Consider the following 24,328-nt stretch of genomic DNA (forward strand, 5'->3'; position numbering starts at 1 on the left):
TATTATAAAACTAAATCTTAAAAATCCGCGTCGAAGCTGATTTTCTGGGAATCGTCGTCTTTATCTTTGTTCATGACCCCTGCCTTTTGATACTCGGCCACTCTTTTTTCAAAGAAATTGGTTTTACCCTGTAGGGAAATCATGTCCATAAAATCGAAAGGGTTGGTAGAGTTGTACACTTTATCACATTCCAATTCCACCAACAAACGATCTGTTACAAACTCCAAGTACTGTGTCATCAACTTAGAATTCATTCCTATTAGACTGGCCGGAAGCGATTCTGTAATAAATTCCCTTTCTATATTCAATGCATCCACCAAAATTTCGGTAATACGTGCTTTGGGAACTTTATTGATAAGATGATTGTTATGAAGATGAACAGCATAATCACAATGCATCCCCTCATCCCTGGATATCAATTCATTGGAAAAAGTAAGACCAGGCATCAACCCCCTTTTCTTAAGCCAAAATATAGAGCAAAATGCACCCGAGAAGAAAATACCTTCCACGGCAGCGAAGGCGATCAAACGTTCGGCAAAACTGGGCGACTCGATCCACTTCAAAGCCCAATCCGCCTTTTTCTTTATAGCCGGAAAATTCTCTATGGCATTAAAAAGCAAATCCTTTTCCTTTTCATCCTTAACGTAGGTATCTATCAAAAGGGAATAAGTTTCGGAATGGATATTTTCCATCATGATCTGAAAACCATAGAAAAACTTTGCCTCGGCATATTGAACCTCACTAACAAAATTTTCTGCCAGATTCTCATTCACAATACCATCGGAAGCAGCAAAGAACGCCAAGATATGTTTTATGAAATAACGTTCGTCACTATTCAATTTATTGGTCCAATCATTAAGATCCGTATGAAGGTCAATTTCTTCAGCAGTCCAAAAACTGGCCTCACATTTTTTGTACCAATCCCACAAATCATGGTGTTTAATCGGGAAAATAACAAATCGGTTAAGGTTTTCTTTCAGAATCGGCTCTATAGCTGCTGACATATCTTTTTTTTGATTTATAGGGTTTCTTAAACTTAGGCGAAAAATTGCCCTCGATAGGAGTTAACAAAGATTGCAAAATACCCCCAATAACTAAAGCTAAATAAGCATTATTAACCACAAAGTTTTTAACACAAAATGTTGAAATGTTACCTCGCAAGTGATGTTCATTACCTTTGTAGTACAACGCAAAACGAAAAAAAGACAAACGCTTTCCTTGAAAATATTATCCCAAAAAAATAAACCAAAAAGTATATAAAAAACATACTCTTTGGTTTATCCACATCATTACCAGAAACCAACCATTGGCCGGTAGGGTCATGTATCCAAAAATGGCCTTTTTTCCATTTCAATTTAAATTAAAAAAATTAGAGCGATAATGCGGCCAAGATCATAAATATCGAAATAGCAGTCATTGCTAAAAAAACTAAGCTTACGGCTTTAATATTTGAAGTTGTCATAGTGGTGGAGTTTGAGTTAATATTGTATTTTAATACTTCCCACATGGTTAAATCCAAATGAAAATTATATTGTTTATGGCAAATCCTATCTATCGCAGAGCTCAACATCCCAAATCCTCAATTCCCGTAGTTTGCTGGGCAATCATCTACTTTCCAAATATATCTAAGATAATCCAAAAGGGATATCCAATATGTAACAATGTGTGCAACAGATGTAACATTGTCCACCTTGTACTACTGTTCATAAGTGTCTAGATACTCTTTGGGTGTTTCTTGTAGGTTTCCCTAAAACACTCAAAAAAATAGGAAGGAGTATTGAAACCTACGGCATAGGAGGCTATTTCACTGATCGATGCATCGGAGGTCTTTAATATATGCACGGCCCGTTTCAATCGTTGCGATCTAATAAAAACGGTGGTGAAAAGTCCGATATGGGTTAAAATTTCCTGTGAAATAACCCATATGCAACATTTTCTATCTACATAACCCTTCTACAGATCACTATGCGTGGCCCTTGCAACATAGATAATTGTGAATGGAAATACCAAATGTGCTACCATCGTACTTGTTAAGGCCTTCTTTGGTGGCAATACTTTTATTATTTTCTTGCCACGCTTAATCCCATCCTGCATCGCAGGAGACAAGTTAAAACTATATCCGTGGAAAATTAATTGAAATATACTTATAGGATTATTTTATGATAAGACTTATACCAGAGAGGCGCTCCGAATGCAATTAGAAAAGTAAAAAATAACCACCAAATCGGTGCGATCCAACAGATGCAATGAGTTTCTGAATTACGAGAATCGGAACCACACGTTTAGGTAGTTCCCCCGAAACCTAAAGACTTTGCGAATTCCAATACCTACAAGTTGATTGCGTTTTTCAAATTTACATCAACATCCTTCGGATAGTTTTGCAACAATAACAAGTTACTATTTAAAAAATCCTACAGGACCGCACTTTTTTTGGCAGTTAATTTAATTTATTAATAATTATGGTCATTGAATACTCTTCGATTATAAATACCACAAATGGATTACCAATGTAAACTACAAAACTAAATTTTCAATATCTCCTGTCTGCCACGGTCTTATTTTCAACAAGATTCTTATTGTTATTTGTATCTACCTTATGTTCCACTAAGTTGTTTTCTTGGGAAATTGCACTCTTATTGTCCGTAAAAACAGCAGCAACAAGAACTAAAACTAAAACGATAAAAAAAACTATACATTTATTCATCACCTGGATTTTGGCACTATTAGGTTAAACTAGATCCATTTCTTCCGAATATCGGATGAATCAAATGTATATGAAATGTAAGAGCATATACCCTCTAATTGTGTAAATGGTAAAATTTCCTGTATAAATGACATCGGATAAATCCAAGATACCCTTTCTATTCCAGCCCATAAACCCGTAAACCGTCTCCCCTTTCCCAAATTACCCAATCTTAACCTAATAACCGCCAATTATACTCAATTCAATTCCATTGACACAAAATATTAAAAGCATTGCTTACAATATTTCTAATTTTGAGTATCTTTCCTATTCTATGTTAGAAGCAGTTTTAGTAGACGACGAAATTAAAGCCTTGCAGAGTCTTTCCTGGGAGTTGACCAACTTTAGTGATGAAATTAAAGTAGTGGCCTCCTTCACAGACCCTTTTGAGGCATTAAAATATTTGGAGCAATATCCCCCGGATTGTTTGTTCCTGGATATAGAAATGCCCACCATGGACGGATTTCAATTTATTCAGAAATTGCAGAACAAGGAGTTTCCGGTAGTCATCACCACTGCCTACAACCAATATGCGATAAAGGCCCTTAAGAACGAAGCAATAGATTATCTTCTAAAACCAATAGATACTGATGATTTAAATGCCACCATCGCAAAAATAAAGAAGTTCAACAGCAAAAATTATACGGCGGAAAAACTAGAGAAAATATTACTGAAATTCAACTCCGATTCTCTTCAAAAGAAGATTACCATAAATACAGATGGGAAATTATTATTTTTAGAAAGTGATGAAATTCTTTTTGCGGAATCCGATGGCAATTACAGTACTTTATTTTTAAGTGATGGTCAGAAAATTTTGCTAACCAAAAAATTAAAGGAGGTAAATCAGATTCTTCCTAAGGATACTTTTTTTAGAATTCACAATTCCTTTATCATCAACCTTAATAAAATAAAGGAATTTCTTAAAACGGATGGTTACGTAATTTTACAATCAAACCATAAAATACCTGTGTCAAGACAGAAGAAGTCCGACTTTCTAGATTTAATATAATCTATCATTATGAATTTTCCCTCTTTATTTTTTTCTATGTTTTGTCGACTTCCATTCTTAAATATAGGCCGCTACTTTTTTTTTTTAGTTTTTACCTCCCTTTCATTTTCCACAGCCCATTCCCAGAAAGTATCAGAAGAATTTAAAAGGATAGCGGATAGCCTCATTAAGGCTGCACCTGTCACCTATCAGGAATTGGATTCCATTTTAAAACCTAAAAGAAGTGATACCACCTATATGCGCTTTTTTGATATGGAATCTGCCCGAAAAAAATATTTCATAGGACAGTCCTATGCCTTAAATCAACTTGGCAGGAAATACAGGAATATTTCCAATTATACAAAGGCCGTTGCACTCCATGAACAGGCCTTGCAGGCGGCCTTGGATGCCAACAATCTAGAATTCCGAGTCTATAGCCTAAATATGTTGGGTGTAGTCTACAGAAGGAGCGACGCCATTAAAATAGCCTTGGATTACAACCAGGAGGCATTGGAATTGGCGGAGTCGGAAGCGAATCCTTCGGACGGACTGAAAAGAAGTATCAACGTTTCCCTAAACAGTATAGGCAATCTTTATTCCATTCTAAAACAATACGATATTGCCATTGCACAATTTAAGAAGTCGATGGCTTTGGAAAAGGAGCTTGGCAATAAGTTGGGCCTTGCCATTAACTATCAAAATATTGGGGAATGCCTGGAATACAAGGGAGAATTGGAGGAAGCCCTGCACTACTACAGAACCTCCCTGGATTACAATAATGAAATTGATAGTGACAAGGGCAGGGTTATTTGTAAAAATAGTATTGCCCAGATCTACATAAAGCAGAACAAATTAACACAGGCGTTGGAAATTCTTGAACCCAACCTATTGGCCGCGGAATCCTTAGGGGACAAGACTGTTATAGCGGCCATAAACATCAATATGGGTTGGGCCCTAATGGAGTTAAAACAATATACAGAATCGGAAAAATACCTTGTGAACGGGTTGGAAATGTCCAAAAAACATCATTTGCCCAGTTACATTGCCCATGCTTATAATTACTTATCCAAACTATACACTTACAAAGGCGAATACCAAAATGCCTTGGAATACTACCAAACGGCGGAAAAATTTAACGAAGAAATAAATAGTGAGGTAAATCGGCGTTATATCAATGATTTGATCATAAAATATGAAACCGAAAAAAAAACCAATCAAATAGAGGCCTTGGCCCGGGAAAACGAATTCATCAACCTACGGCTTCGCAAGAAAACAAATACCCTGATCATCGGGGCATTGGGAATGGCCCTTTTAACTTTTATTCTTTACATTCTATATCGGCAGAAAGAGCTGAAAAATGAAAAACAGATTCTAACCTTGGAGCAAAGTATGCTGCGCAGCCAGATGAATCCTCATTTTTTATTCAATTCCCTAAATTCAATTAAGCTGTACATCATCAATAATGAAAAAAAGAATGCGGTACACTACCTTAATAAATTTTCCAAGTTGGTTCGCAAAATTCTCGAAGCATCCTCATTGAAAGAAATATCCCTGGCCGATGAATTGGAGACCATTGACCTATACATGAACATTGAAAACATTAGATTTTCGCACGAGATAAATTTTACAGTGCGGGTAGATGAACCCATTGATGAGCATACCGTTAAGATACCTTCGCTGATTCTACAACCATTTCTGGAAAATGCTCTTTGGCACGGGCTTTCATCAAAAGAAGGGGAAAAGAAAATCCATCTGCACGTAAGCCGGGAAAATGAGAAATTCATACAAATAAGCATCACGGATAACGGTGTTGGGCGTGAGGCCTCCGAAAGAATCAAGGAAAGTAAGATTTTGAAGCGTAAATCCATTGGCATCGACATAACCAAGGAAAGGTTGGCCAACTTCTCCAAAGACTTCGAAAACTCCTTTCAGGTAGAAATTATAGACTTGTATGATTCCAATAAAGTGGCCTTGGGTACCAAAGTGATCCTACACATCCCTACCCATTAGTATGCTCCAGGGCAATTTGCTCCAATTCCGAATACCATTTTTTTCCAAACTTCCGAATCAGGGCCTCCTTTACAAATTTATAAATTGGCACCTTTAGTTCCTTTCCCAAAGAACATGCAGGATCGCAAATTTCCCATTTATGATAGTTCACTGCGGTAAGTTCGGAATACTCACGCACCCTTATTGGGTACAAATGACAGGAAACGGGCTTTTTCCATTTGGTAGCGCCTTTATTATAAGCCTCTTCCAGGCCGCATTTTGTTATACCTTTATCATCAAAAATTACATATGCACATTCGCTCCCATTCACCAAGGGCGTTTCCCATTCACCATCCTCCCCCCGTATAAAGGCTCCTTGCTTTTCTATTTCAGCAATGCCTTCGGGCCGTAAAAAAGGTTTTACCTTGCTGTATATATCCACCAAAATTTCGGTTTCCTTATCATCAAGAGGTGCTCCGGCTTCACCATCAACACAACAGGCCCCCTTACAGGCATTTAAATTACAAACGAAATCGTTTTCAATTATTTCCTCCGATACTATTGTTTTTCCCAGTTGGAACATACCATTTTATTAGGCAACAAATATAATTGATTAAGGGATATATTTTCATTTAAATAAATCCAAATACCCTTAATTAAACGTAAATTTACCGCGTTTTAGACCCGAAAGGAAAATCAAGTGTTTTAGAATCCGGGATTATATTTTTTATTATGGAATTCAATTTTAATTTTAGGGAGATAGTTACTGCCAGTATGGTTCTTTTTGCAGTAATAGATATAATAGGCAGCATTCCGATCATTATTTCCCTAAGGAACAAGGTGGGACATATCCAATCTGGTAAAGCGTCTGTTGTTTCGGCCTGCATTATGGTGGCTTTTTTGTTTGTAGGGGAAGAAATCTTAAACCTAATAGGGATCGATGTCAACTCCTTTGCCGTGGCCGGGTCCTTTATAATCTTCTTTTTGGCCATAGAAATGATTTTGGGCATCACCTTGTACAGGGACGATCATCCTGAAAGCGCTTCCATAGTGCCTATTGCCTTCCCGCTAATTGCCGGTGCCGGAACGGTTACTACCTTGCTCTCATTGCGTGCGGAATACTACGTAGAGAATATTATTGTAGCCATAATAATAAATGTTATTTTTGTATACTTTGTCCTGAAATCCTCTAAACGAATAGAGCACATTTTAGGTAAGAACGGACTTAATGTAATCCGAAAAATATTTGGTGTTATTCTTTTGGCCATTGCCGTTAAGCTATTTACCTCGAATATCAACCAGCTATTTTAAACTATAAAGTAAGTGATCAGATGAACAAAATTGTAATAGTAATACTTATTGTACTGGGATTGGGCCTTATAGCTTATAACGTGACCTTGGTGGATTTTAAGGACCCTTTTCAGGGAAATAGTATAATAGCCCTAATAGGAATAGTGGCCTCCTTATGTGCCATAGCACTTTTACTGATTTACAGTATCTCTAAAAAAATCCAAAAAAAAATTGAGCAGGACTAATTGGTAGCTTCAATTTGATCGGCCTCCTTTTGGCTTATGCTTGGGCTATCCAGTTCCAATACTTTTTGTAGCATATCATCCCCACCACTTTTTATCTTGGCATAGGTGTTGGGATCGAACAACTGTTCTGCCAATCTTGCCTTTATATATAATTTTATTTTATCCTCGTAAGCGTAAAAGTCGAACTTAATATTCTTATCCAAAAAATAATCTATAAACTCTTCAAAAAGGATATCATCTACCCTAAACCCATTGATAAATTCTTCCTTTGAGTACCCTTGGTACTGGGGCCTGTGGGCATCCAGATGTTCAAATACAAAATAGCCCAGATATCCCGAACTTTCAATAGTCTCCAAAAATTCGGATTCATTGGAGCCAATGGGTACAAATACATCGGGAATAATACCACCACCGCCATAGACCACCTTACCTTTCGGGGTCTTAAACTTTAGGGAATCGGCAACTTTTATACTGTCTACAGAAATTAGTTCCCCACTATGAAAGCGATCCGTAAATTTCTGATAATAATCCTTATTCCCCTTGTTGTAGGATTTCTGAATGGAACGCCCAGTAGGGGTATAATATCTTGATACGGTCAATCGCACGGCCGAACCATCTCCCAAATCCATTTCCCGCTGAACCAAACCCTTACCAAAAGAACGGCGCCCCACAATAGTGCCTATATCATTATCCTGCAGGGATCCTGCTATGATCTCGCTAGCAGAAGCGGAACGTTCATTTATTAAAACATAGACCGGTTTGTCCTCAAAGTCCCCTTTTTTGGTTGCAAATACTTTATCTATCTTACCCTTTTTGTTTTTAGTGAACAAAATCAATTTCCCATCGCCTAGAAATTCATCGGCCATTTGTTCGGCAATCCCCAGATATCCTCCAGGGTTATCCCTTAGATCCAAGGTCAATTTCTTTGCCCCTTGGGCCTCCAATTTCCTCAATGCCGCCTTAAACTCTTTATAGGTTGATTCGGCAAAACGATTTACCTTTATATAGCCCATATCCTTGGTAAGCATATAATAGGCCTCTACACTTTTTATGGGAACCACATCCCTTTTAATATTTACACTGAAGGTTTTATTGTCGTCCTTTCTATAAACCTGTAACTTTACGGGGGATCCTTTTTCCCCTTTTAGTTTATTTACGATAACATCATTTCCAATATTTTGACCAAATAGGGTATCCCCGTCAGCCATAAGAATTTTGTCCCCGGGCTGTAGACCTTTGCGGTAACTAGGCCCATCTTCTATAGTCCTGATCACCGAAATAGTATCCTTATACATATAGAAATTAACACCAATCCCTACAAAATCGCCCTTCATATTCTCAGAGACCTTGTCCATCTCCTGTTTCGGGATGTATACCGAATGCGGGTCCAATTTCTCTAGAATATTATTTACGGTTACATCTACAATGCTATCCGTATTGATGTCATCAACGTATTCGTAGTCTATATAATCTATTAATCTATTGAGTTTGTCTTTTTTAGAATTGGTAGTGAAAAGCTTCTCAGGAGAGTCATTAAAGTTCAATTTGCCCCCAACGAATATCCCCGTGGCCAAAGCCAAGGCAATTATTGTAGGCCATATGTAGGAATTTTTTCTTTTCATGATCCAAATTGGCATTTACACGTTCACAATGGAAGGGAGGTGAACGAGCTGCACTCCTGCCTTTTCCAGAAATTGCAGTCCGGAGTTATCCTTATACGCTTTCTGATATACTACACGTTTTATGCCAGACTGATGTATTAATTTACTGCATTCCTTACAAGGGGACAACGTTATGTACAAGGTGGCACCTTCACAAGACTGGGTGGAAGAGGCTACTTTGGATATGGCATTGGCTTCGGCATGAAGAACATACCATTTGGTATAGCCTTCTTCGTCCTCACAAATATTTTCAAAACCGGTTGGAGTTCCATTGTAACCATCTGAAATAATCATCCTATCCTTTACAATTATTGCCCCTACCTGCTTGCGCTTGCAAAACGAAAGTTTGCCCCATTCGCTGGCCATTCGCAAGTACGCCTTATCATACTTTTCCTGTTTACGTTCCTTCATCCGTTGAATTTTCCCATTTATTAACGAGCCGATTTCCCTTTTAAATGTCCCATGGCCCCTTAGCAACTACCCAAATGGTTTGCCTCTACAAAGGTAAGGGAACTTTTTATTGAAAATATTAGCGAATTGGGAATAAAATAACTTTTCCTTACTAAGATAGCTGCTACCCACAACCCATACTATCCCAAAAGGTTAAGATTTAGCCAAACTCTACCAAGGAAACGTTGCAAACAACATTGGTATTGTAATAACCAGGATAATAATCGACATTACCTGGGTAAAAAGCGATTGTTTTACCGCAAATAGGGATCTAACGATATAATTGGCGCACAATACGGCTAGTAGAATTAATATTTGCGAAATTTCTATCCCGGCCGCAAAGCCCAATAAAGGTGAAATTTTTTCTTCTTCCCCGGCCATTAGCATCTTAAAATAATTGGAAAACCCGAAACCATGAACAAGGCCAAAAAAGCCCGTTGCTATGCTATATAGGAGCATGTTCCTATGTTCTGCCGCTTTATGGGAATGAATTAGATTATGGATTGCCGTAAAGAAAATGGTAATGGGAATTAGAAACTCAATCAGCCCAACATCAACCACCGCTATCCCATAGACCGAAAGGGCAAGGGAAGCGCAATGTGCAATTGTAAAAATTGTGGCAAGTACCAATATTTTTTTCCAGTTTATAAAAGTAAATGGAACCGCCAGAGCTGCCAAAAACAAAATATGGTCATAAGCCTCCAAATCCAAAACATGCTCCAATCCCATTTGAATGTAAAACCAAAAATCCCCCATTGTCCAGAATAAAATTTAAAATTATTAATCAGCGTCTTAAAGACCTCTTTCTTGTTGAATAATCTCGTAGGCTTTCTGCACTTCCTTGAACTTTTCCTCTGCCCCTTTCTTAATAGCTTCGTTTTCGGTATTTACCCTATCCGGATGATACTTTTTGGCCATGGTCCTATAGGCCTTTTTAACCTCCTCGTCCGTCACTGATTTTTCAATTTCCAATATTTTGTACGCATTATCGGCCGATTTGATGAACATGGCCTTAATACTTTCAAAATCGATCCGACTTACCCTAAAATATCCTGCTATTTCAGATATTTTATCGATTTCTGCCGGACGCAAAGTCCCATCCGCTTGGGCTATTCCAAATAAAAAATGCAATAATTGAAGTCTAACTTCATATCTAGTCCGCTGATTTAGATAGTTACATATACGTTCTGCAGAGACTTCCCTTTTCTTAACAACCTCATTAAACGTCCTGAAAATGGCATTGGCCTTATCCTTGCCATAAGTGCTTACAAAATATCGCCTCACGTAATCCATTTCGGTTTGGCTCACGGAACCATCCGCCTTAATGACTATAGAACAAAGGGAAAGCAAATTGATCTCAAAATCGGCAGGAGATACATTTTGCTGAGTAATATCCCTAAAAACAGAACGGCCTCCCCCACTGCCAGAGCTTTTCAAATTATCGAAAAAGCTACCAATAATAAATCCCAGTATTGCTCCAGGAAACCTAAAGACATAATACCCTAATATTGCGGCGAACCATTTAATCATCTTTATTTCAAATTTTGGCAAAGATATAATTTTAAGGTACAATAGAAGGTTTAATGAAAAGTTAAGGTATTTAGTTAGGATGTACTAAAATGGTTATCTTTGAAGACTTTATCAATAATCGAATAAAAATATATACTATGTATCCTGCAGAATTAGTAAAACCTATGAGACAAGACCTGGCAGTTGCCGGTTTTGAAGAACTATATACAGCCGATGCGGTTGAAAGTGCCCTTAGTAAAGAAGGAACTACCTTGGTAGTGGTCAATTCGGTTTGCGGTTGTGCCGCTGCCAATGCAAGACCTGCGGCCAAAATGAGCCTTCAGAATCCAAAGAAACCAAGCCATTTGGTAACCGTTTTTGCCGGTGTGGACACCGAGGCTGTAAATGCCGCAAGAAATGCAATGGTTCCTTTTCCTCCCTCCTCGCCCAGTATGGCATTATTCAAGGATGGGGAATTGGTACATATGATAGAACGACACCATATAGAAGGCAGGCCCGCAGAGGTAATTGCAGAAAATTTGATGGAGGCATACAATGAATTTTGTTAATGTGGCATTTCCACATTAATTTTCAGTAAATATTCTTGAATGAAACCGCTCTTTAAAAGAGCGGTTTTTTATTTTTGTAACATGCAAAAAGTATTGGCATTTCCCTTGTCGGCCCTTTATCTCATATTATTTGGGTCAACATTGCTTCTGTTCCATCCCCTCCAATGGGTCTGCTTCAATTGGTTCGGCTATGATGCCCACAGAAAATCTGTAGCCCTGTTGAACCTATGCCTGCTGCGCTGTACCCATGTACTCGGTACTCGTTATTCCTTCAACAATCCGCACCATATACCAACAGACAGACCGGCCATTATTGTGCTCAACCATCAAAGTATGCACGATATTCCTCCTGTTATTTGGCATATGCGAAAACATCATCCAAAGTTTGTAAGTAAAATGGAATTGGGCAAAGGAATCCCCAGCGTATCCTATAACCTTAGGCATGGTGGATCGGTACTCATAAACAGAAAGGACAGTAGGCAGTCCCTGACACAAATTGCAAAATTGGGAAGTTATATTGAAAAATATAATCGTTCCGCCGTCATATTCCCAGAAGGCACTAGAAGTAAGACCGGACAACCCAAAAAATTCCATACCACAGGATTAAAAGTGCTATTAAAGAAAGCTCCCTCTGCCATAATAATCCCCATTAGCATCAACAATTCCTGGAAAATGTTGAAATATGGCAAATTCCCGTACGGACTTTGTAACCACATTACTTTCGAGGTGCACAAACCAATGGAAAATAACGGAGATTCCGAAAAGCTCATTGAACAAGTTGAAAAAACCATAACCCAGGCCATAATGCCATCTGCATGACCAACACACAGATTATAGAGGAAACTATTGCTTTTGTAAAGGAAACCCTGCAGGGAGCCGAGGGTGGACATGATTGGTTCCATATACAAAGGGTCTTTAAGAATACGCTGCTTATAGCAAAAGATGAAAAGGTAGATGTACTTGTTGTTAGTTTGGGGGCACTACTACACGATATTGCAGATGCCAAGTTTAATGGTGGGGACGAAACCGTTGGGCCACAAATGGCATTTGAATTTTTAACGTCCTTAGAGGTAGATAAAAAGATAGTGGACCAGGTGGTGAATATTATTGAAAACATTTCCTATAAATCCAGTTTGGATTCTAAAAAACCTTTTACTTCCAAGGAATTGCAGGTGGTACAGGATGCCGATCGTTTAGATGCCATTGGCGCCATAGGAATTGCCCGTGCCTTTAATTACGGTGGGTTTAAGAACAGGGAACTTTATAATCCCGAAATTGCCCCCAACCTTCAAATGACCAAGGAGGAGTATAAAAAATCAAAGGCCCCTACTCTAAATCATTTTTATGAAAAATTACTGCTCTTGAAAGACAAAATGAATACGGAAACTGGTAAGAAACTAGCTGAAAATAGACACCAATACATGTTGGAGTATCTGGAGCAATTCTATAAGGAATGGGCTGGTAAAGCCTGAGGCCTAAAGTAAATACCTTTCAGTATTATTTAAACCATCCGTTTATTGGGCTTTGGGCTGCACAGATCCCTGCACCCAATGTTCTCATCAGGATAATCAAAGCCCATATGCTAAAATAATTTCAACTGACCTCCCTTATAGCCTTCGTATTGGCTTGTATTAAGCTTCGGAAAAACTTTGTCCTTAAAATATTTTTGACGCGCCAAATGGGCCATATCCTTAATTTGCTGTGCAATTTTGCCTTCGCCCTTATTACGAATACCAAATCTACTATCGTTTAGGGAGCCACCATGGCAGTCCGCTATCTGCTGCAATACTTTATTGGCCCTGTCCGGTAAAGTCTTTCTTATCCAATCCTCAAATATTTGGCCTATGGCGCCATTAAGTCTTACCACGGTAAACCCAAAGGAAAGTGCCCCAGCCTCGGATACCGCTTTGGCCAAATTGAGAATTTCATGACTATTTATCCCTGGTATAATAGGGGCCAACATAGCATTAACAGGTATATGATTTTCGGACAAACGGCGTATTGTCTCCAGACGTTTTTTAATAGTAGCCGTTCTAGGTTCCAAGATGCGCCGTGTTTCTTCGGACAAAGAGGTCACGGAAATATTTACCGCTATCAAATTCTCCGCCGCCAATTGGGTCAAGATGTCCAAATCCCTCAGCAGCAGTACATTTTTGGTAATTATCCCCACTGGATGCCGGTATTTTAAAAACACTTCCAAACAAGCCCTGGTAATTCTAAATTGATGCTCTGCGGGTTGATAGCAATCCGTATTCCCGGATAGGACAATAGTAGCGGCCTTCCAACTTTTGCTTTTCAATTTGGCTTCCAATAGGACAGGGGCATCCTTTTTGACCAAAATCTTGCGTTCAAAATCAAGTCCGGCACTATAGCCCCAATATTCGTGGGTATTTCTAGCATAACAATAAATACATCCATGTTCGCAACCCTGATAAGGGTTTAAGGAATAATTCATGCCCACATCGGGACTGTCTACTTTGTTTACAATGGTCTTTGGAAAGATGGGAAGGTATTGCGTCCTGTTATGGTCCGATGTTTCCCCTTCCAAACGACAGAATTCCAAAAAATCCTCCCTTAATTCATTGGAAAATTGGGAAAACCTATTGCTTGTATTTTGTTGGGCGCCACGACCTTTAATGTATGTATTCTGTTTCAAATGATTTGGATTTTGTCCAAATTTATGGATTTTATCCATATTAAAATACATAAAAATAGATATATACACTTCATCGGGACATTTATTCCTGCAGGAAATGTAAAGCAATAATCCCTAAACCTAAATAAATAATTATATTGTTGTCCTAAATTGTGCGCAGATGAAAACTAGCAAACACAGCTTTATAATAGTATTTTTTTCTTTGCGCATGGTATAGTTCATATGCCCAAGAAAAAAGGAATGTGGACGATGGCACCAATTTTACCATAGAAGAGGCACAGGCTATAATTGACAAATACAACTTATTGGAGGGCAGCATAATATTACACCCCAATGATTCACTGACTCTTTCCTTACGGGAAAGAGATCCGGAATTAGCTAAAAACCTCTCTAAACCACCTTTAATACCGATGACCAAAGCCGAATTTGAAAAGTCAGTCGCAGAAATGGCCGCTTACCAACAATCACAAGAAGGACAGATAGCAAAAAAGATTGGGGATTTTTATAGAAAACTAGGTACCACTGAACCTACCGGAAAACATCTGGATAGTTTATACTTGGGCATAGATAAGGAGTACGGAACAGACTATTGGCAACAGGTTAGAGGCCCCTTGCCCCCTGGCGGAAAGCGTTACTCCAGTTTTGGCAATAAACCAATGCCCTTGAAAGAACCTTAGTGTATTACTATTCGGGAAGACAACCCTGATCTTTGGGCGTTATGGAGTGTTAATTTCTACTTTTACCAATTGCTTTTTAGATCCCCTTTTAGCATAATAAAGCATATTACCGTTTTCCTTGTCTATCAACGGCATGGAAACCATTAACGGAAGACGTGCTTCGTGATCATCTATTACCTTTTCATAACGTATCTTACCTTCCTTGTCCAACTGTATCATAAATACGTTTCTGTTACGACTAAGGCCCTGTTTAAAAACCAATCTTTCACCACTTAACAATTGTGGGTTTTCTGCAGCCGTACTGATCAGATAATAGGTATTATCACCACTGGTGCAAGAACTGTAAGACGCGTACGCACCATCTCCCTGGGTCACCTCCGACTTATTAATATTTCTTGCCCAAATGATATCGCCTTCCGAATTTAATTTGGCACTGACAATATCGTTGTAATGAAACCTTTCTATTTTTATTCTGGATCCGGTGGGATCCTGCTGCACACTGGAAGTAACAAAGTACTCCTCCGCATTAAAAAGAATGGAATTATCCTTGGTAACACTGATATTCTTAAAGACTAAATTCTTGATTTCCGTATCGTCTTCCCTCCCAAACTTATCGGCCATAAACTGTTGTGAAAACGCATTGTATTTCCTTTCCTTGATGACTAAGGAGTTCCTATCAAGTTCAAAATAAGCCAAACCATTATATCTATTGTCCTTTCTATCTGCATAAAAACCAACACAAATTAATTTGTCATTTACGATGATAGGTTTTAAGGCTTCCGAAAATTTACCGGGGTCATCAAAAGTCTGGATTCCCGCCCCATATTTGGTTACCTTGAGCATTTCATATTGAAATTTCCGTTCTGTGGCCGCAAATCGTTTCTTTTTATAATAAGCTTTACCAACCAAATACAACTGACTTAAATCCTTGGAAGTAACAATGTTTTCAAAGGCATAGTTCTTTTCTTCTATTTCCGAAGAAAAATCATATTCCATAAGCTTGTTCAAGCTACTGTTAAAGAGATATACAAAATGCTTTTCCTCCTTCCCCCTTTTAAAGTGGGTACTAATGGCGAAAGCCGATTTGTCCTCATTTAGAAAAGCGGTTGTAGTGAATCCTGAAGAAAAATTCCTCCTATAATAATTATGGTCCATAGGTTCGTTTACTTGCTGAGAGGGTATGGAAAGAATCGTCTCCTGGCTAAAATTAAAGTGGTCCAATGGACTTCTATGCACCACGTAATCATAGGAACCCTTACCAAGATTATAATCCAAGAACAGGATATTAAGTTGTCCGTTCTTTACAAAGGCATTTACAAAGTCGAGACCCTTTAGTTTGTAATTAAACTCCCCTATCAATTCCAAATCCTTATTGTAATGTTCAATATAATATCCCTTGGGCTTCAGGATGATACCCGTGTAATAGGAACGCACCAATATAGAGCCTCCCATTCCGTCATCCGAAATTTCCAACAAGTTGGAATATTTATACCTATCATTATATTTTTCTCCAAAACTATATTTTACAGGCAATTGCTGGGCCTGGGTAAGGAAAAAAACACAAAAAAACAAACATGGTAACACAAGATTTTTTCCAATATCCATAACAATCCATTTAGATTATCTTTCTAAGCACCCGGAAAATTGGCCTTTCTTTTTTCCAAAAAAGCAGTGGTTCCCTCCTTAAAGTCCAAAGTACCAAAACAACTGCCAAAAGCCTCTATTTCCGCTTCGAAACCGTTTATACTATTGTTAAAACCAGCATTTACCGCTTTTATTGCATAACTAATGGCCACAGGGGAATTATTCGATATCTTACCTGCAAACTTCATACAGAGATCCATCAGATGTTCCTGCTCAACCACATAGTTGACCAAGCCGAATTGCAATGCTTTGGCAGCATCGATCATGCCTGCTGATAGTATCATTTCCAAGGCCCTTCCCTTCCCTATAAGTTGCGGTAACCTCTGTGTTCCTCCATATCCCGGTATCACTCCCAGGGAAACTTCGGGAAGACCCATTCTGGCATTATGGCTAGCTACCCTAAAATGGCAGGCCATAGCCAATTCCAAACCACCCCCCAAGGCAAATCCGTTTATTGCGGCTATGACAGGAGTGGATAGGTTTTCTACAAAATCGAACAATCGTTTCTGCCCTTTTGCGGCTAGTTTTCCACCTTCCTTAACGGTAAAATTGGCAAACTCGGAAATATCGGCCCCGGCCACAAACGCTTTTTCACCACTCCCCGTCAAAATAATGACCTTTACTTTTTTATCCTGCTCCAAATTCTTAAAAGCGTAATGCAGCTCTTCTATGGTTGCCTTGTTAAGCGCATTTAATTTAGTTGGTCTATTTATGGTGATGACGGCCACCTGCGCTTCTGAGGTAATAAGTAAATTTTCGTATTTCATTGTTATAATATTAATTTAATCCAAAAAGTATTAAGATACCCGGTATGGACTTTCCAGCCGATACGGATTTATATATTTACACCTTCATTGGCAATAGGAAACCGAACCGTAAACACAGTGCCCCTTCCTGGTTCCGAAGTAAAGTTGATAGTTCCCTTATAGGTTTCCACAATATTTTTTACCATCCCAAGACCAAGGCCCATACCGCTGGTCTTAGTTGTAAACTTAGGTTCAAATACCTTGTCTTTAGACTCCATTGAGATTCCCATACCGTTATCTTCCACGGTCATTTTAACAAAATTCCCATCTCTGGAAACGGTCACCAAAACATTGGGGGCATCTACATTCACAATTGCCTGGGTGGCATTCTTGACCAGATTGGTAACTACCCTAATCAATTGTGTACGATCCAATTTGGCAATTATCTCCTCTTGGTCGGAGGAAAAATGAATATAGTTTTCATCAAAAATATCCACCGCCATTTTTACGATCTTCACTACATTTAAGGTCTCATTCTGCTGGGCCGGCATATTGGCAAAATTGGAAAATGCCGAGGCAATACTGCTCATAGTATCAATCTGCTGAATCAATGTTTTTGAATATTCGGAAACCTTTTTTGTAATATCGGGATCATTTGGATCGAACTTACGTTCAAAATTCTGCACACTTAGACGCATAGGCGTCAGTGGATTTTTAATTTCATGAGCTACCTGCTTTGCCATTTCGCGCCATGCCTGTTCCCTTTCCCCTTTTGCCAATTTTGCTGCGCTTATTTCCAGCTCGTCTATCATTTCGTTATAGGAGGTAATCAACTTTCCAATTTCCTCACTCGGATTCTCTACAATTATCTTTTCGTTCCTTTTGGTAAGGTCGGTCTGATTCAATCGGTCCGAAATGGTCTGCAAGGACCTAGTAATATACTTGGAGATAAAATAGGCTAGGGCAATTGCCAGGAGTAACAACAAAAGGTAAGCTCCGGTTAACCTCAACAAAATCTCCTTCAATTCCTTATCATTAAAGGAATTATCCTCAAAATAGGGCAGGTTTAAAATCCCCACATGTTTAAACCTTTTATCGTCGATGTAAGTGTAGGATGCTTGATAACTATAGCCTGCAGCCGATTTTTGTTCCACGTACCTTTTGTTAGGCGAGGACGCCAGATTGTTCAGCACTTCTGCTTCCAAACATGTGGAAATGGAGTCTACTTCAAATTTGGGCCTAGAACTTTTAATTAATTGGCCCTGTAGATCATAAATATTAAAATTGATATTCTGGACCAAGGCGATCTCATAAATTTCATCCCTAAAAATAAGGCCTAAATTTTCGGTAGTAACCGGGTATGTTGTCTTTTGCAGTGCCAGATCAATACTCTGTTTGATCTGTTCCTCCTTCCGTTCCATACGATCTGCATGGTAGTCCCTGTTTTGTTCGCTGTACTGGTATATGGTAACGGATGCAATCAAAATAAATGCGATTACCACCCAAAAAATCATGGAGATAAAAATTCGGGAACGCAAGGAGAAGTTTGTGAGCAACTGAAATCTAATTTAGACTTTAAAGGTAACAATTATCACGCCAAAATTAATGGCAATTTAGCATCAAGTAGTGCCTAAGCTTCAGGATCTTTATCGCGGATCCGCTTGTAAAGCCTTATACCCAACATTAAAAGCACTCCCAGTACAATAATACCGACAACACCAAAAATCCAATTGAAGGTTCCCTTTAAAATCACCAAGAAAACCACTGCAAATAGAATCAAGGTAGCCCCTTCGTTCCATATGCGCATAAATTTGGAGGTGTATTTCACCTCATCTCGCTGCAACTGTTTAAAAATCTGATGATTTTTCAAATGATAGGCTATCAGTAACAGTACAAAGACAAGTTTTATATGCATCCACGGCTGTTGCAACCAGGCAGGATACAAAACCAAAAGCCATATAGCAAAGAAGGTGGCCAAGACCGCGGACGGCCATGTAATGATAAACCACAACCTCTTGGTCATCAACTTTAGTTGGTGGGTTAGGATTTCCCGCTCCGGTGACATTTTTTGATCGGCTTCAATATGATAGATAAACAACCGGGGTATATAGAACAATCCCGCAAACCAGGTAACTACAAAAATGAGGTGCAAGGATTTAATATAGTTGTAATAGTCGGTCATACAAGGTCTATTGTTCCGTAAAGATAGTAGACGGATTTCTGAAAAACTAATCTTTGGTATCCTTACTGGTTTACACCCCTAATACAGGGGTCAATACCAACTAAATAATATCCCAATTTTATTCACTTTCTGAAAAATGTCCTCTGTATTTGTTATGGTAAAAAATGCAATATGCCTTACAATCAGAATAGGGTTTATGTGAATGGATTAATTTTTTAAGCAATAAGACTTTAATCCCTGCAAAAGTTACGTAATTTGGGTAAATGCACAAGAAATTATCCATTATAAACCTGCTCTCGGTGATTTTGGTCATAGCTGTAAATTATGTTTCGCAGGCTGTCCGCATTAACGATACCACTATAGGGGAATTAAGTCAGCGGTACACCAATCTTTTCACTCCTGCCAGCTATGCCTTTGCCATTTGGGGCCTTATTTTTTTAGGCTTGTTGGCCTATGCCCTATTTCAAATTAAAGTTGTTTTTTTTGATAAGAAAGAACTTGCTTACATAGAGCAGACGGGATATTGGTTTGCCTTTGCCAATGTATTGAATGGGATGTGGGTGATTGCCTTTGCATATGGGTACATGGGCTTAACCGTAATTATCATGGCCGGAATCCTAATCTCCCTAACAAGAATTATTATCAACACCAATATGGAACGATGGGATGCCCCTAAGGGAATAATAGCCTTTTCCTGGTGGCCGATTTGTCTTTACAGCGGATGGATTACCGTTGCCACTATAGCCAATATTGCCCTTTATTTAACGAAAATAGGTTGGAGCGGTGGTTTTCTTACAGAAGTGTCATGGACCATTGTTCTAATGGTAGTTGCCACATTGATAAACCTGGTCATCATCTACAAAAGAAACATGCGCGAATTTGCAGCTGTTGGGGTATGGGCACTGTTCGCAATTTATATTAGGCATCAAGACAGCATGGAAGTCCTGGCTTATACGGCATTGGCGTGTAGTGCTGTTCTGCTATCGGTAATATTGGTCCATGGGTATAGCAAAAGGAAATCCAACCCCTTTTTAAAGCTTTGAATTATTAAAAACCCGGATTCTTTATTGGGTTCGGTGTAAATATCATCTTCTTGGACTTTAGAATGTTGAATTCTTAAAGCTTGTGTTACTTATGGTTTTTCCATCAAGGTCGCCCTCACTTCTTTCCTCAAAAAATAGCCCGTAACCAGGGTGGCCAGGACATCGGCAATGGGGAAGGAAATCCAAACTCCCAGTTCTCCCAAGTAATTGGGTAAAATTAAAATGAGCGGTATAAAAAAGAATCCCTGTCTACTCAAGGTCAGTAATAGAGCAGGCACGGCCTTGCCAATGGCCTGAAAATAGGCCGCACCAATCAATTGAACTGCGATAATAGGTGTAGCCGCAAAGACCCAGCGCATAGCTGAAGGGGTATGTTCCAATACATAGGCATTCATAGCCAATTCATCTGCGGTCATTCCTGGCTGGTTGCTCAAAAACAGGGCCGCAATCCCTGCCGGAAAAATCATAAGCCCTACAAACACCACAAATGCCAAGCTGGCAGCGTATAGGATGGCCGTATTGATCGACTCCCGTACCCTTTGGTATTTTTTTGCTCCGTAATTAAAGCCTGCAATAGGTAGAAATCCCTGTGTAACCCCAAATACGGGGAACAGGGCAAACATTAGCATCCGACCAATAATGGCGTAAACCGCTATCATGGCCTCTCCTCCCAGACCAAAGAGAATGTTGTTCATCAACAAATAGATTAAACTTATTACGGCCTGTCTGGACAAGGTTACGAAACCCAAAGCGCCTATTTCCCTTAGAATGGGTCTATCCAGTCCAAAATGGAACCATTTCAATTTTAATTCGGAATTCTGGGAAAGAAAAAAGTACAGTATATAGGCAAAACATAGAAAATAGCCTATAGTAGTTGCCCATGCTGCCCCTTCCATACCCCAATCAAATACATAGATAAAAAGATAATCCATCAAAAGATTTCCTACCGAGGGGATTATCATGGCGTTCATGGCAAATCTTGGTTTACCTTCCGCTCTAATGACCGTATTTCCCATCATACACAGCGCCAAGAATGGCACTCCGTACAAAACAATGGTATAATATATTTTGGCCGGACCAAAAATATCCCCTTTGCCCCCAAAGGCCGGAATTAGGCTATTAACATAATAGAGTCCCAAAATCACCATAACTATGGTAACCAGAAGTGTTAAACTTATCTGATTTCCAAAGGTCTTTAGGGCCTTTTCCTTATTGTTTTCACCCAGGGCACGCGAAATAATACTAGATCCCCCAATACCAATGGCCATACCTAGGGCCGCTATAAAAAAGGAAACCGGAAGTACTACATTGATGGCCGCAATGGCTATGGAACCGATCCAGTTGCCAACAAAAATAGAATCGACCAACACGTTAAGTGACATGACCAAAATGCCTATTGAAGCGGGAACTGCCTGTTTTACCAGCAATTTACCTATAGGCTCACTACCCAACTGTTCTGAGGATACCTTGGCCATTACACGGGAAGAGTTTCCTTAGCCTGCCAATCCCCTATCCATTTCACCATTAAATTCACCCAGGCTTCATTGTCGTTTAAACAGGGGATATGCTTGTAATCTTCCCCTCCTGCTTCCTGAAACTGCTGTTTTCCTTCCATGGCAATTTCCTCCAAAGTTTCCAAACAATCCGCAACAAAGGCAGGGGTAATTACTGCCAAACGTTTAATACCCTCTTTCCCAAAACGTTCAAACTCAAAGTCGGTATAGGGCTTTAACCAGGGATCGTTGGGCAAGCGGGATTGAAAGGAAAGGCTTACCCTATCATCGGAAAGACCCAGTTGCTCCTTTACTTTTCCGGTCATTTCATAACATTGATGACGATAGCAGGTATGATGTGCCACCGAATTGGTCTTACAGCAGTTGTCATCAATCTTGCAATGGAACTTTGTAGGGTCGGATTTTTTTATGTGTCTTTCGGGAATGCCGTGATATGAAAATAAAATGTGGTCGTATTCAAAACCTTTCAACCCTGCTGCAATACTTTCGGAAAGCACCTCAATATAATCCTGGTTATTGTAGAACGCGGGTAGCGTTGTTATTTTAACCTTAGGAAAAAACGCATCCTTGACCTCCATGGTCTTGACCACCACGGTTTCATAGGAAGACATAGCATAATGAGGGTATAGCGGAACCAACAGCACCTCGTCCACCCCTTTTTTCGTAAGTTCCTCCAAAGCGTTCTTTATCGTCATACTTCCATAACGCATCCCCAAGGCCACGGGAATTTCACTTTGTTCTTTTACCTTTTGTGCAAAACGTTCGGAAATTACTATTAAAGGAGATCCCTCTTCCCACCATATCTTTTTGTAGGCCTCGGCCGATTTTTTAGGTCTAGTCTGTAAAATTATCCCACGCACAATAATATTCCTTAACCATTTGGGAACATCAATTACCCTTTCATCCATTAAAAATTCATCCAAATAAGGTTTAACATCCTTAGGGGTGGGACTATCCGGGGAACCTAAATTTACCAACAAAACTCCTTTCATTCTTCCTTTATTATCAATTTACCTGTGCAACAAAAATAACACATGCAGAGCAACTATGATTTAAATCCTATAAATAGTTTAACTATACCGGCATAGACTGAATCAATTTATAGGGAATGGGTAAAACAGTATTATTTTAATACCATTAGGTATTTTATTTTCAACAGCCGTAACATGTTTACAAATTGGCAATTTCCTGTCTCGAAAAGGAATATTATGGGGTTATTGAAAGTTCACCCAATAATATACTGGCTCGAAGTTTTTATATTGAACAGATTTTAGTATGTTAAAGTCAATATTGAACTTAAGTAAGACCAAAATGGAAAACATATTAAAAAACATAGACAACCAGACGCTCATTTACGCTACTGGCACATTCGTCCTTTTGGCTATTCTTTACATCATCACGTATTTTACCCTGCGCAAACTGGGGAGTAATCCAAAATATCTCATTCCCAAAGATGCCATGAAAAGAGTGAGCATGCCACTTTTTATACTATTCCTCTCCCTTTTGGTCCGTTCAAAATCACTTCATACCCTATTGTACCTCAACGATTATAGCTTTGTTATTAGAAAGACCAGCACTTTAATGATTATATTTTCTATAACCTGGTTGATTTTGGTGGCTTTAAAAGTTGCCAAAAAATTGATTATCCAAAATTATGATGTAAAGACATCCGACAATCTCAAGGCTCGAAAAATATATACCCAATTCAATATCCTGGAACGGATTTTTATCGTAGTGGTGGCGGTACTGGCTTTGGGGGCCGCCCTGATGAGTTTTGATAGCATAAGGGAGATTGGACTTAGTCTTTTCGCTTCTGCAGGTGTGGCGGGTATTATCATAGGTTTCTCTGCACAGAAACTAATTGGAAGCATCTTGGCCGGAATCCAGATTGCCATTACCCAACCCATTAAATTTGATGATGTGGTGGTGGTGGAAGGCGAGTGGGGCCGGATTGAAGAAATTACACTGACTTATGTAGTGATTAAGATTTGGGACAAAAGGCGGCTTATTGTCCCCACCACCTATTTTATAGAAAACCCCTTTCAGAATTGGACCAAAACATCGGCGGATATTCTAGGTACTGTTTTTATACATACGGATTATCGTGTTCCTTTTGACAAACTGAGGGAAGAACTCACTAGGATATTGTCGTCCTCGGAATTGTGGGATGGCAATGTAAACGTATTGCAAGTTACGGACGCCAAGGCCCAGAGTATTGAGATAAGGGCCTTAGTGAGCGCAGTGGACTCGGCCACTGCATGGGATCTAAGGGTTTTGGTACGGGAAAAACTAATTGGTTTTTTACAAGAGCATTATCCGGAAAGCCTACCACATACACGATTATACCTTAGCGATGATGCCCAGCCCAACTCTTTTAAAAAGTAATCCACGGCCCCAATTGATTGGCACGAAAAATGATGCC

At 39.2% G+C, this 24,328-nt stretch carries 25 protein-coding genes; 10 read left to right on the forward strand and 15 right to left on the reverse strand.

What is annotated here, in order from left to right:
- Positions 1–17: 17 nt before the first annotated feature.
- From C7972_RS10400 to C7972_RS23780, 3 genes are all read right to left on the reverse strand, one after another.
- On the reverse strand, positions 18–1,004 hold the full coding sequence (locus C7972_RS10400) for a ribonucleotide-diphosphate reductase subunit beta (RefSeq protein ID WP_031446286.1): 987 nt from the start codon (positions 1,002–1,004) through the stop codon (positions 18–20).
- A gap of 709 nt (positions 1,005–1,713) precedes the next feature.
- Positions 1,714–1,842, reverse strand: a complete 129-nt coding sequence (locus C7972_RS24415; protein WP_375334784.1) for a hypothetical protein — start codon at positions 1,840–1,842, stop codon at positions 1,714–1,716.
- A gap of 688 nt (positions 1,843–2,530) precedes the next feature.
- Positions 2,531–2,704: a hypothetical protein gene (locus C7972_RS23780; RefSeq protein ID WP_181422856.1), complete on the reverse strand. Its 174-nt coding sequence runs from the start codon at positions 2,702–2,704 to the stop codon at positions 2,531–2,533.
- 313 nt (positions 2,705–3,017) lie between these two features.
- Between C7972_RS23780 and C7972_RS10415 the strand changes: the two genes are divergently transcribed.
- Positions 3,018–3,752 carry a LytTR family DNA-binding domain-containing protein gene (locus C7972_RS10415; protein ID WP_110356122.1) on the forward strand — a complete coding sequence of 245 codons (735 nt, stop codon included), beginning with the start codon at positions 3,018–3,020 and terminating at the stop codon, positions 3,750–3,752.
- Between the two features lie 36 nt (positions 3,753–3,788).
- Positions 3,789–5,741, forward strand: coding sequence for a tetratricopeptide repeat protein (locus C7972_RS10420; RefSeq protein WP_110356123.1), 1,953 nt, complete (start codon positions 3,789–3,791; stop codon positions 5,739–5,741).
- Here the strand turns inward: C7972_RS10420 and C7972_RS10425 are convergent.
- The gene (locus C7972_RS10425; protein WP_110356124.1) at positions 5,731–6,303 is read right to left on the reverse strand and encodes a DUF3109 family protein; all 573 of its coding nucleotides are present in this window, start codon (positions 6,301–6,303) and stop codon (positions 5,731–5,733) included. The two genes, C7972_RS10420 and C7972_RS10425, sit on opposite strands and share 11 nt — an antisense overlap.
- A 149-nt stretch (positions 6,304–6,452) precedes the next feature.
- Between C7972_RS10425 and C7972_RS10430 the strand changes: the two genes are divergently transcribed.
- Complete coding sequence (locus C7972_RS10430) at positions 6,453–7,031, forward strand: MarC family protein (RefSeq protein ID WP_110356125.1); 579 nt, start codon at positions 6,453–6,455, stop codon at positions 7,029–7,031.
- 20 nt (positions 7,032–7,051) lie between these two features.
- A complete protein-coding gene (locus C7972_RS10435) occupies positions 7,052–7,255 on the forward strand; it encodes a hypothetical protein (protein ID WP_110356126.1) in 204 nt (67 codons plus the stop codon).
- On the opposite strand, the gene C7972_RS10440 is transcribed toward C7972_RS10435, so the two are convergent.
- The 4 genes from C7972_RS10440 to C7972_RS10455 all read right to left on the reverse strand — a co-directional run bounded on the left by C7972_RS10440 (position 7,252) and on the right by C7972_RS10455 (position 10,896).
- Positions 7,252–8,877, reverse strand: a complete 1,626-nt coding sequence (locus C7972_RS10440) for a S41 family peptidase (RefSeq protein ID WP_110356296.1) — start codon at positions 8,875–8,877, stop codon at positions 7,252–7,254. The two genes, C7972_RS10435 and C7972_RS10440, sit on opposite strands and share 4 nt — an antisense overlap.
- A 15-nt stretch (positions 8,878–8,892) precedes the next feature.
- Entirely contained in the window at positions 8,893–9,327 is a 435-nt protein-coding gene (locus tag C7972_RS10445; protein WP_110356297.1) for a dCMP deaminase family protein, read from the reverse strand.
- A gap of 210 nt (positions 9,328–9,537) precedes the next feature.
- The gene (locus C7972_RS10450; RefSeq protein WP_110356127.1) at positions 9,538–10,122 is read right to left on the reverse strand and encodes a HupE/UreJ family protein; all 585 of its coding nucleotides are present in this window, start codon (positions 10,120–10,122) and stop codon (positions 9,538–9,540) included.
- Between the two features lie 36 nt (positions 10,123–10,158).
- The gene (locus C7972_RS10455) at positions 10,159–10,896 is read right to left on the reverse strand and encodes a TerB family tellurite resistance protein (protein WP_110356128.1); all 738 of its coding nucleotides are present in this window, start codon (positions 10,894–10,896) and stop codon (positions 10,159–10,161) included.
- A gap of 137 nt (positions 10,897–11,033) precedes the next feature.
- Between C7972_RS10455 and C7972_RS10460 the strand changes: the two genes are divergently transcribed.
- From C7972_RS10460 to C7972_RS10470, 3 genes are all read left to right on the forward strand, one after another.
- On the forward strand, positions 11,034–11,444 hold the full coding sequence (locus C7972_RS10460) for a BrxA/BrxB family bacilliredoxin (RefSeq protein ID WP_110356298.1): 411 nt from the start codon (positions 11,034–11,036) through the stop codon (positions 11,442–11,444).
- Positions 11,445–11,525: 81 nt separating this feature from the next.
- On the forward strand, positions 11,526–12,263 hold the full coding sequence (locus C7972_RS10465; RefSeq protein WP_110356299.1) for a 1-acyl-sn-glycerol-3-phosphate acyltransferase: 738 nt from the start codon (positions 11,526–11,528) through the stop codon (positions 12,261–12,263).
- The gene (locus C7972_RS10470) at positions 12,260–12,916 is read left to right on the forward strand and encodes an HD domain-containing protein (protein WP_110356129.1); all 657 of its coding nucleotides are present in this window, start codon (positions 12,260–12,262) and stop codon (positions 12,914–12,916) included. Before C7972_RS10465 ends, C7972_RS10470 begins: the two co-directional genes overlap by 4 nt.
- A gap of 110 nt (positions 12,917–13,026) precedes the next feature.
- Here the strand turns inward: C7972_RS10470 and C7972_RS10475 are convergent, their stop codons facing one another.
- A complete protein-coding gene (locus tag C7972_RS10475) occupies positions 13,027–14,139 on the reverse strand; it encodes a PA0069 family radical SAM protein (RefSeq protein WP_110356300.1) in 1,113 nt (370 codons plus the stop codon).
- Between the two features lie 203 nt (positions 14,140–14,342).
- Between C7972_RS10475 and C7972_RS10480 the strand changes: the two genes are divergently transcribed.
- A complete protein-coding gene (locus tag C7972_RS10480) occupies positions 14,343–14,777 on the forward strand; it encodes a hypothetical protein (protein ID WP_110356130.1) in 435 nt (144 codons plus the stop codon).
- A gap of 39 nt (positions 14,778–14,816) precedes the next feature.
- Here C7972_RS10480 and C7972_RS10485 read toward each other — a convergent pair whose 3' ends face one another.
- From C7972_RS10485 to C7972_RS10500, 4 genes are all read right to left on the reverse strand, one after another.
- Positions 14,817–16,382, reverse strand: coding sequence for a hypothetical protein (locus C7972_RS10485; RefSeq protein ID WP_258364823.1), 1,566 nt, complete (start codon positions 16,380–16,382; stop codon positions 14,817–14,819).
- Positions 16,383–16,405: 23 nt separating this feature from the next.
- On the reverse strand, positions 16,406–17,188 hold the full coding sequence (locus C7972_RS10490; RefSeq protein ID WP_110356131.1) for an enoyl-CoA hydratase/isomerase family protein: 783 nt from the start codon (positions 17,186–17,188) through the stop codon (positions 16,406–16,408).
- A 68-nt stretch (positions 17,189–17,256) separates the two neighbouring features.
- Positions 17,257–18,681 carry an ATP-binding protein gene (locus C7972_RS10495; protein WP_110356132.1) on the reverse strand — a complete coding sequence of 475 codons (1,425 nt, stop codon included), beginning with the start codon at positions 18,679–18,681 and terminating at the stop codon, positions 17,257–17,259.
- 116 nt (positions 18,682–18,797) lie between these two features.
- Positions 18,798–19,349: a CopD family protein gene (locus C7972_RS10500; RefSeq protein WP_110356133.1), complete on the reverse strand. Its 552-nt coding sequence runs from the start codon at positions 19,347–19,349 to the stop codon at positions 18,798–18,800.
- Positions 19,350–19,612: 263 nt separating this feature from the next.
- Between C7972_RS10500 and C7972_RS10505 the strand changes: the two genes are divergently transcribed.
- Positions 19,613–20,392, forward strand: a complete 780-nt coding sequence (locus C7972_RS10505; RefSeq protein ID WP_110356134.1) for a tryptophan-rich sensory protein — start codon at positions 19,613–19,615, stop codon at positions 20,390–20,392.
- Positions 20,393–20,481: 89 nt separating this feature from the next.
- Here C7972_RS10505 and C7972_RS10510 read toward each other — a convergent pair whose 3' ends face one another.
- A complete protein-coding gene (locus tag C7972_RS10510; protein ID WP_110356135.1) occupies positions 20,482–21,867 on the reverse strand; it encodes an MATE family efflux transporter in 1,386 nt (461 codons plus the stop codon).
- Complete coding sequence (gene hemH, locus C7972_RS10515) at positions 21,867–22,898, reverse strand: ferrochelatase (protein ID WP_110356136.1); 1,032 nt, start codon at positions 22,896–22,898, stop codon at positions 21,867–21,869. The genes C7972_RS10510 and hemH overlap by 1 nt, the downstream gene beginning before the upstream one ends.
- Positions 22,899–23,217: 319 nt before the next feature.
- Here hemH and C7972_RS10520 point away from each other — a divergent pair, with 319 nt between their 5' ends.
- A complete protein-coding gene (locus C7972_RS10520; RefSeq protein ID WP_110356302.1) occupies positions 23,218–24,291 on the forward strand; it encodes a mechanosensitive ion channel family protein in 1,074 nt (357 codons plus the stop codon).
- The last annotated feature ends 37 nt before the right edge of the window (positions 24,292–24,328 follow it).

This window comes from Arenibacter sp. ARW7G5Y1 (genome assembly GCF_003201775.1).
Classification (GTDB): domain Bacteria; phylum Bacteroidota; class Bacteroidia; order Flavobacteriales; family Flavobacteriaceae; genus Arenibacter.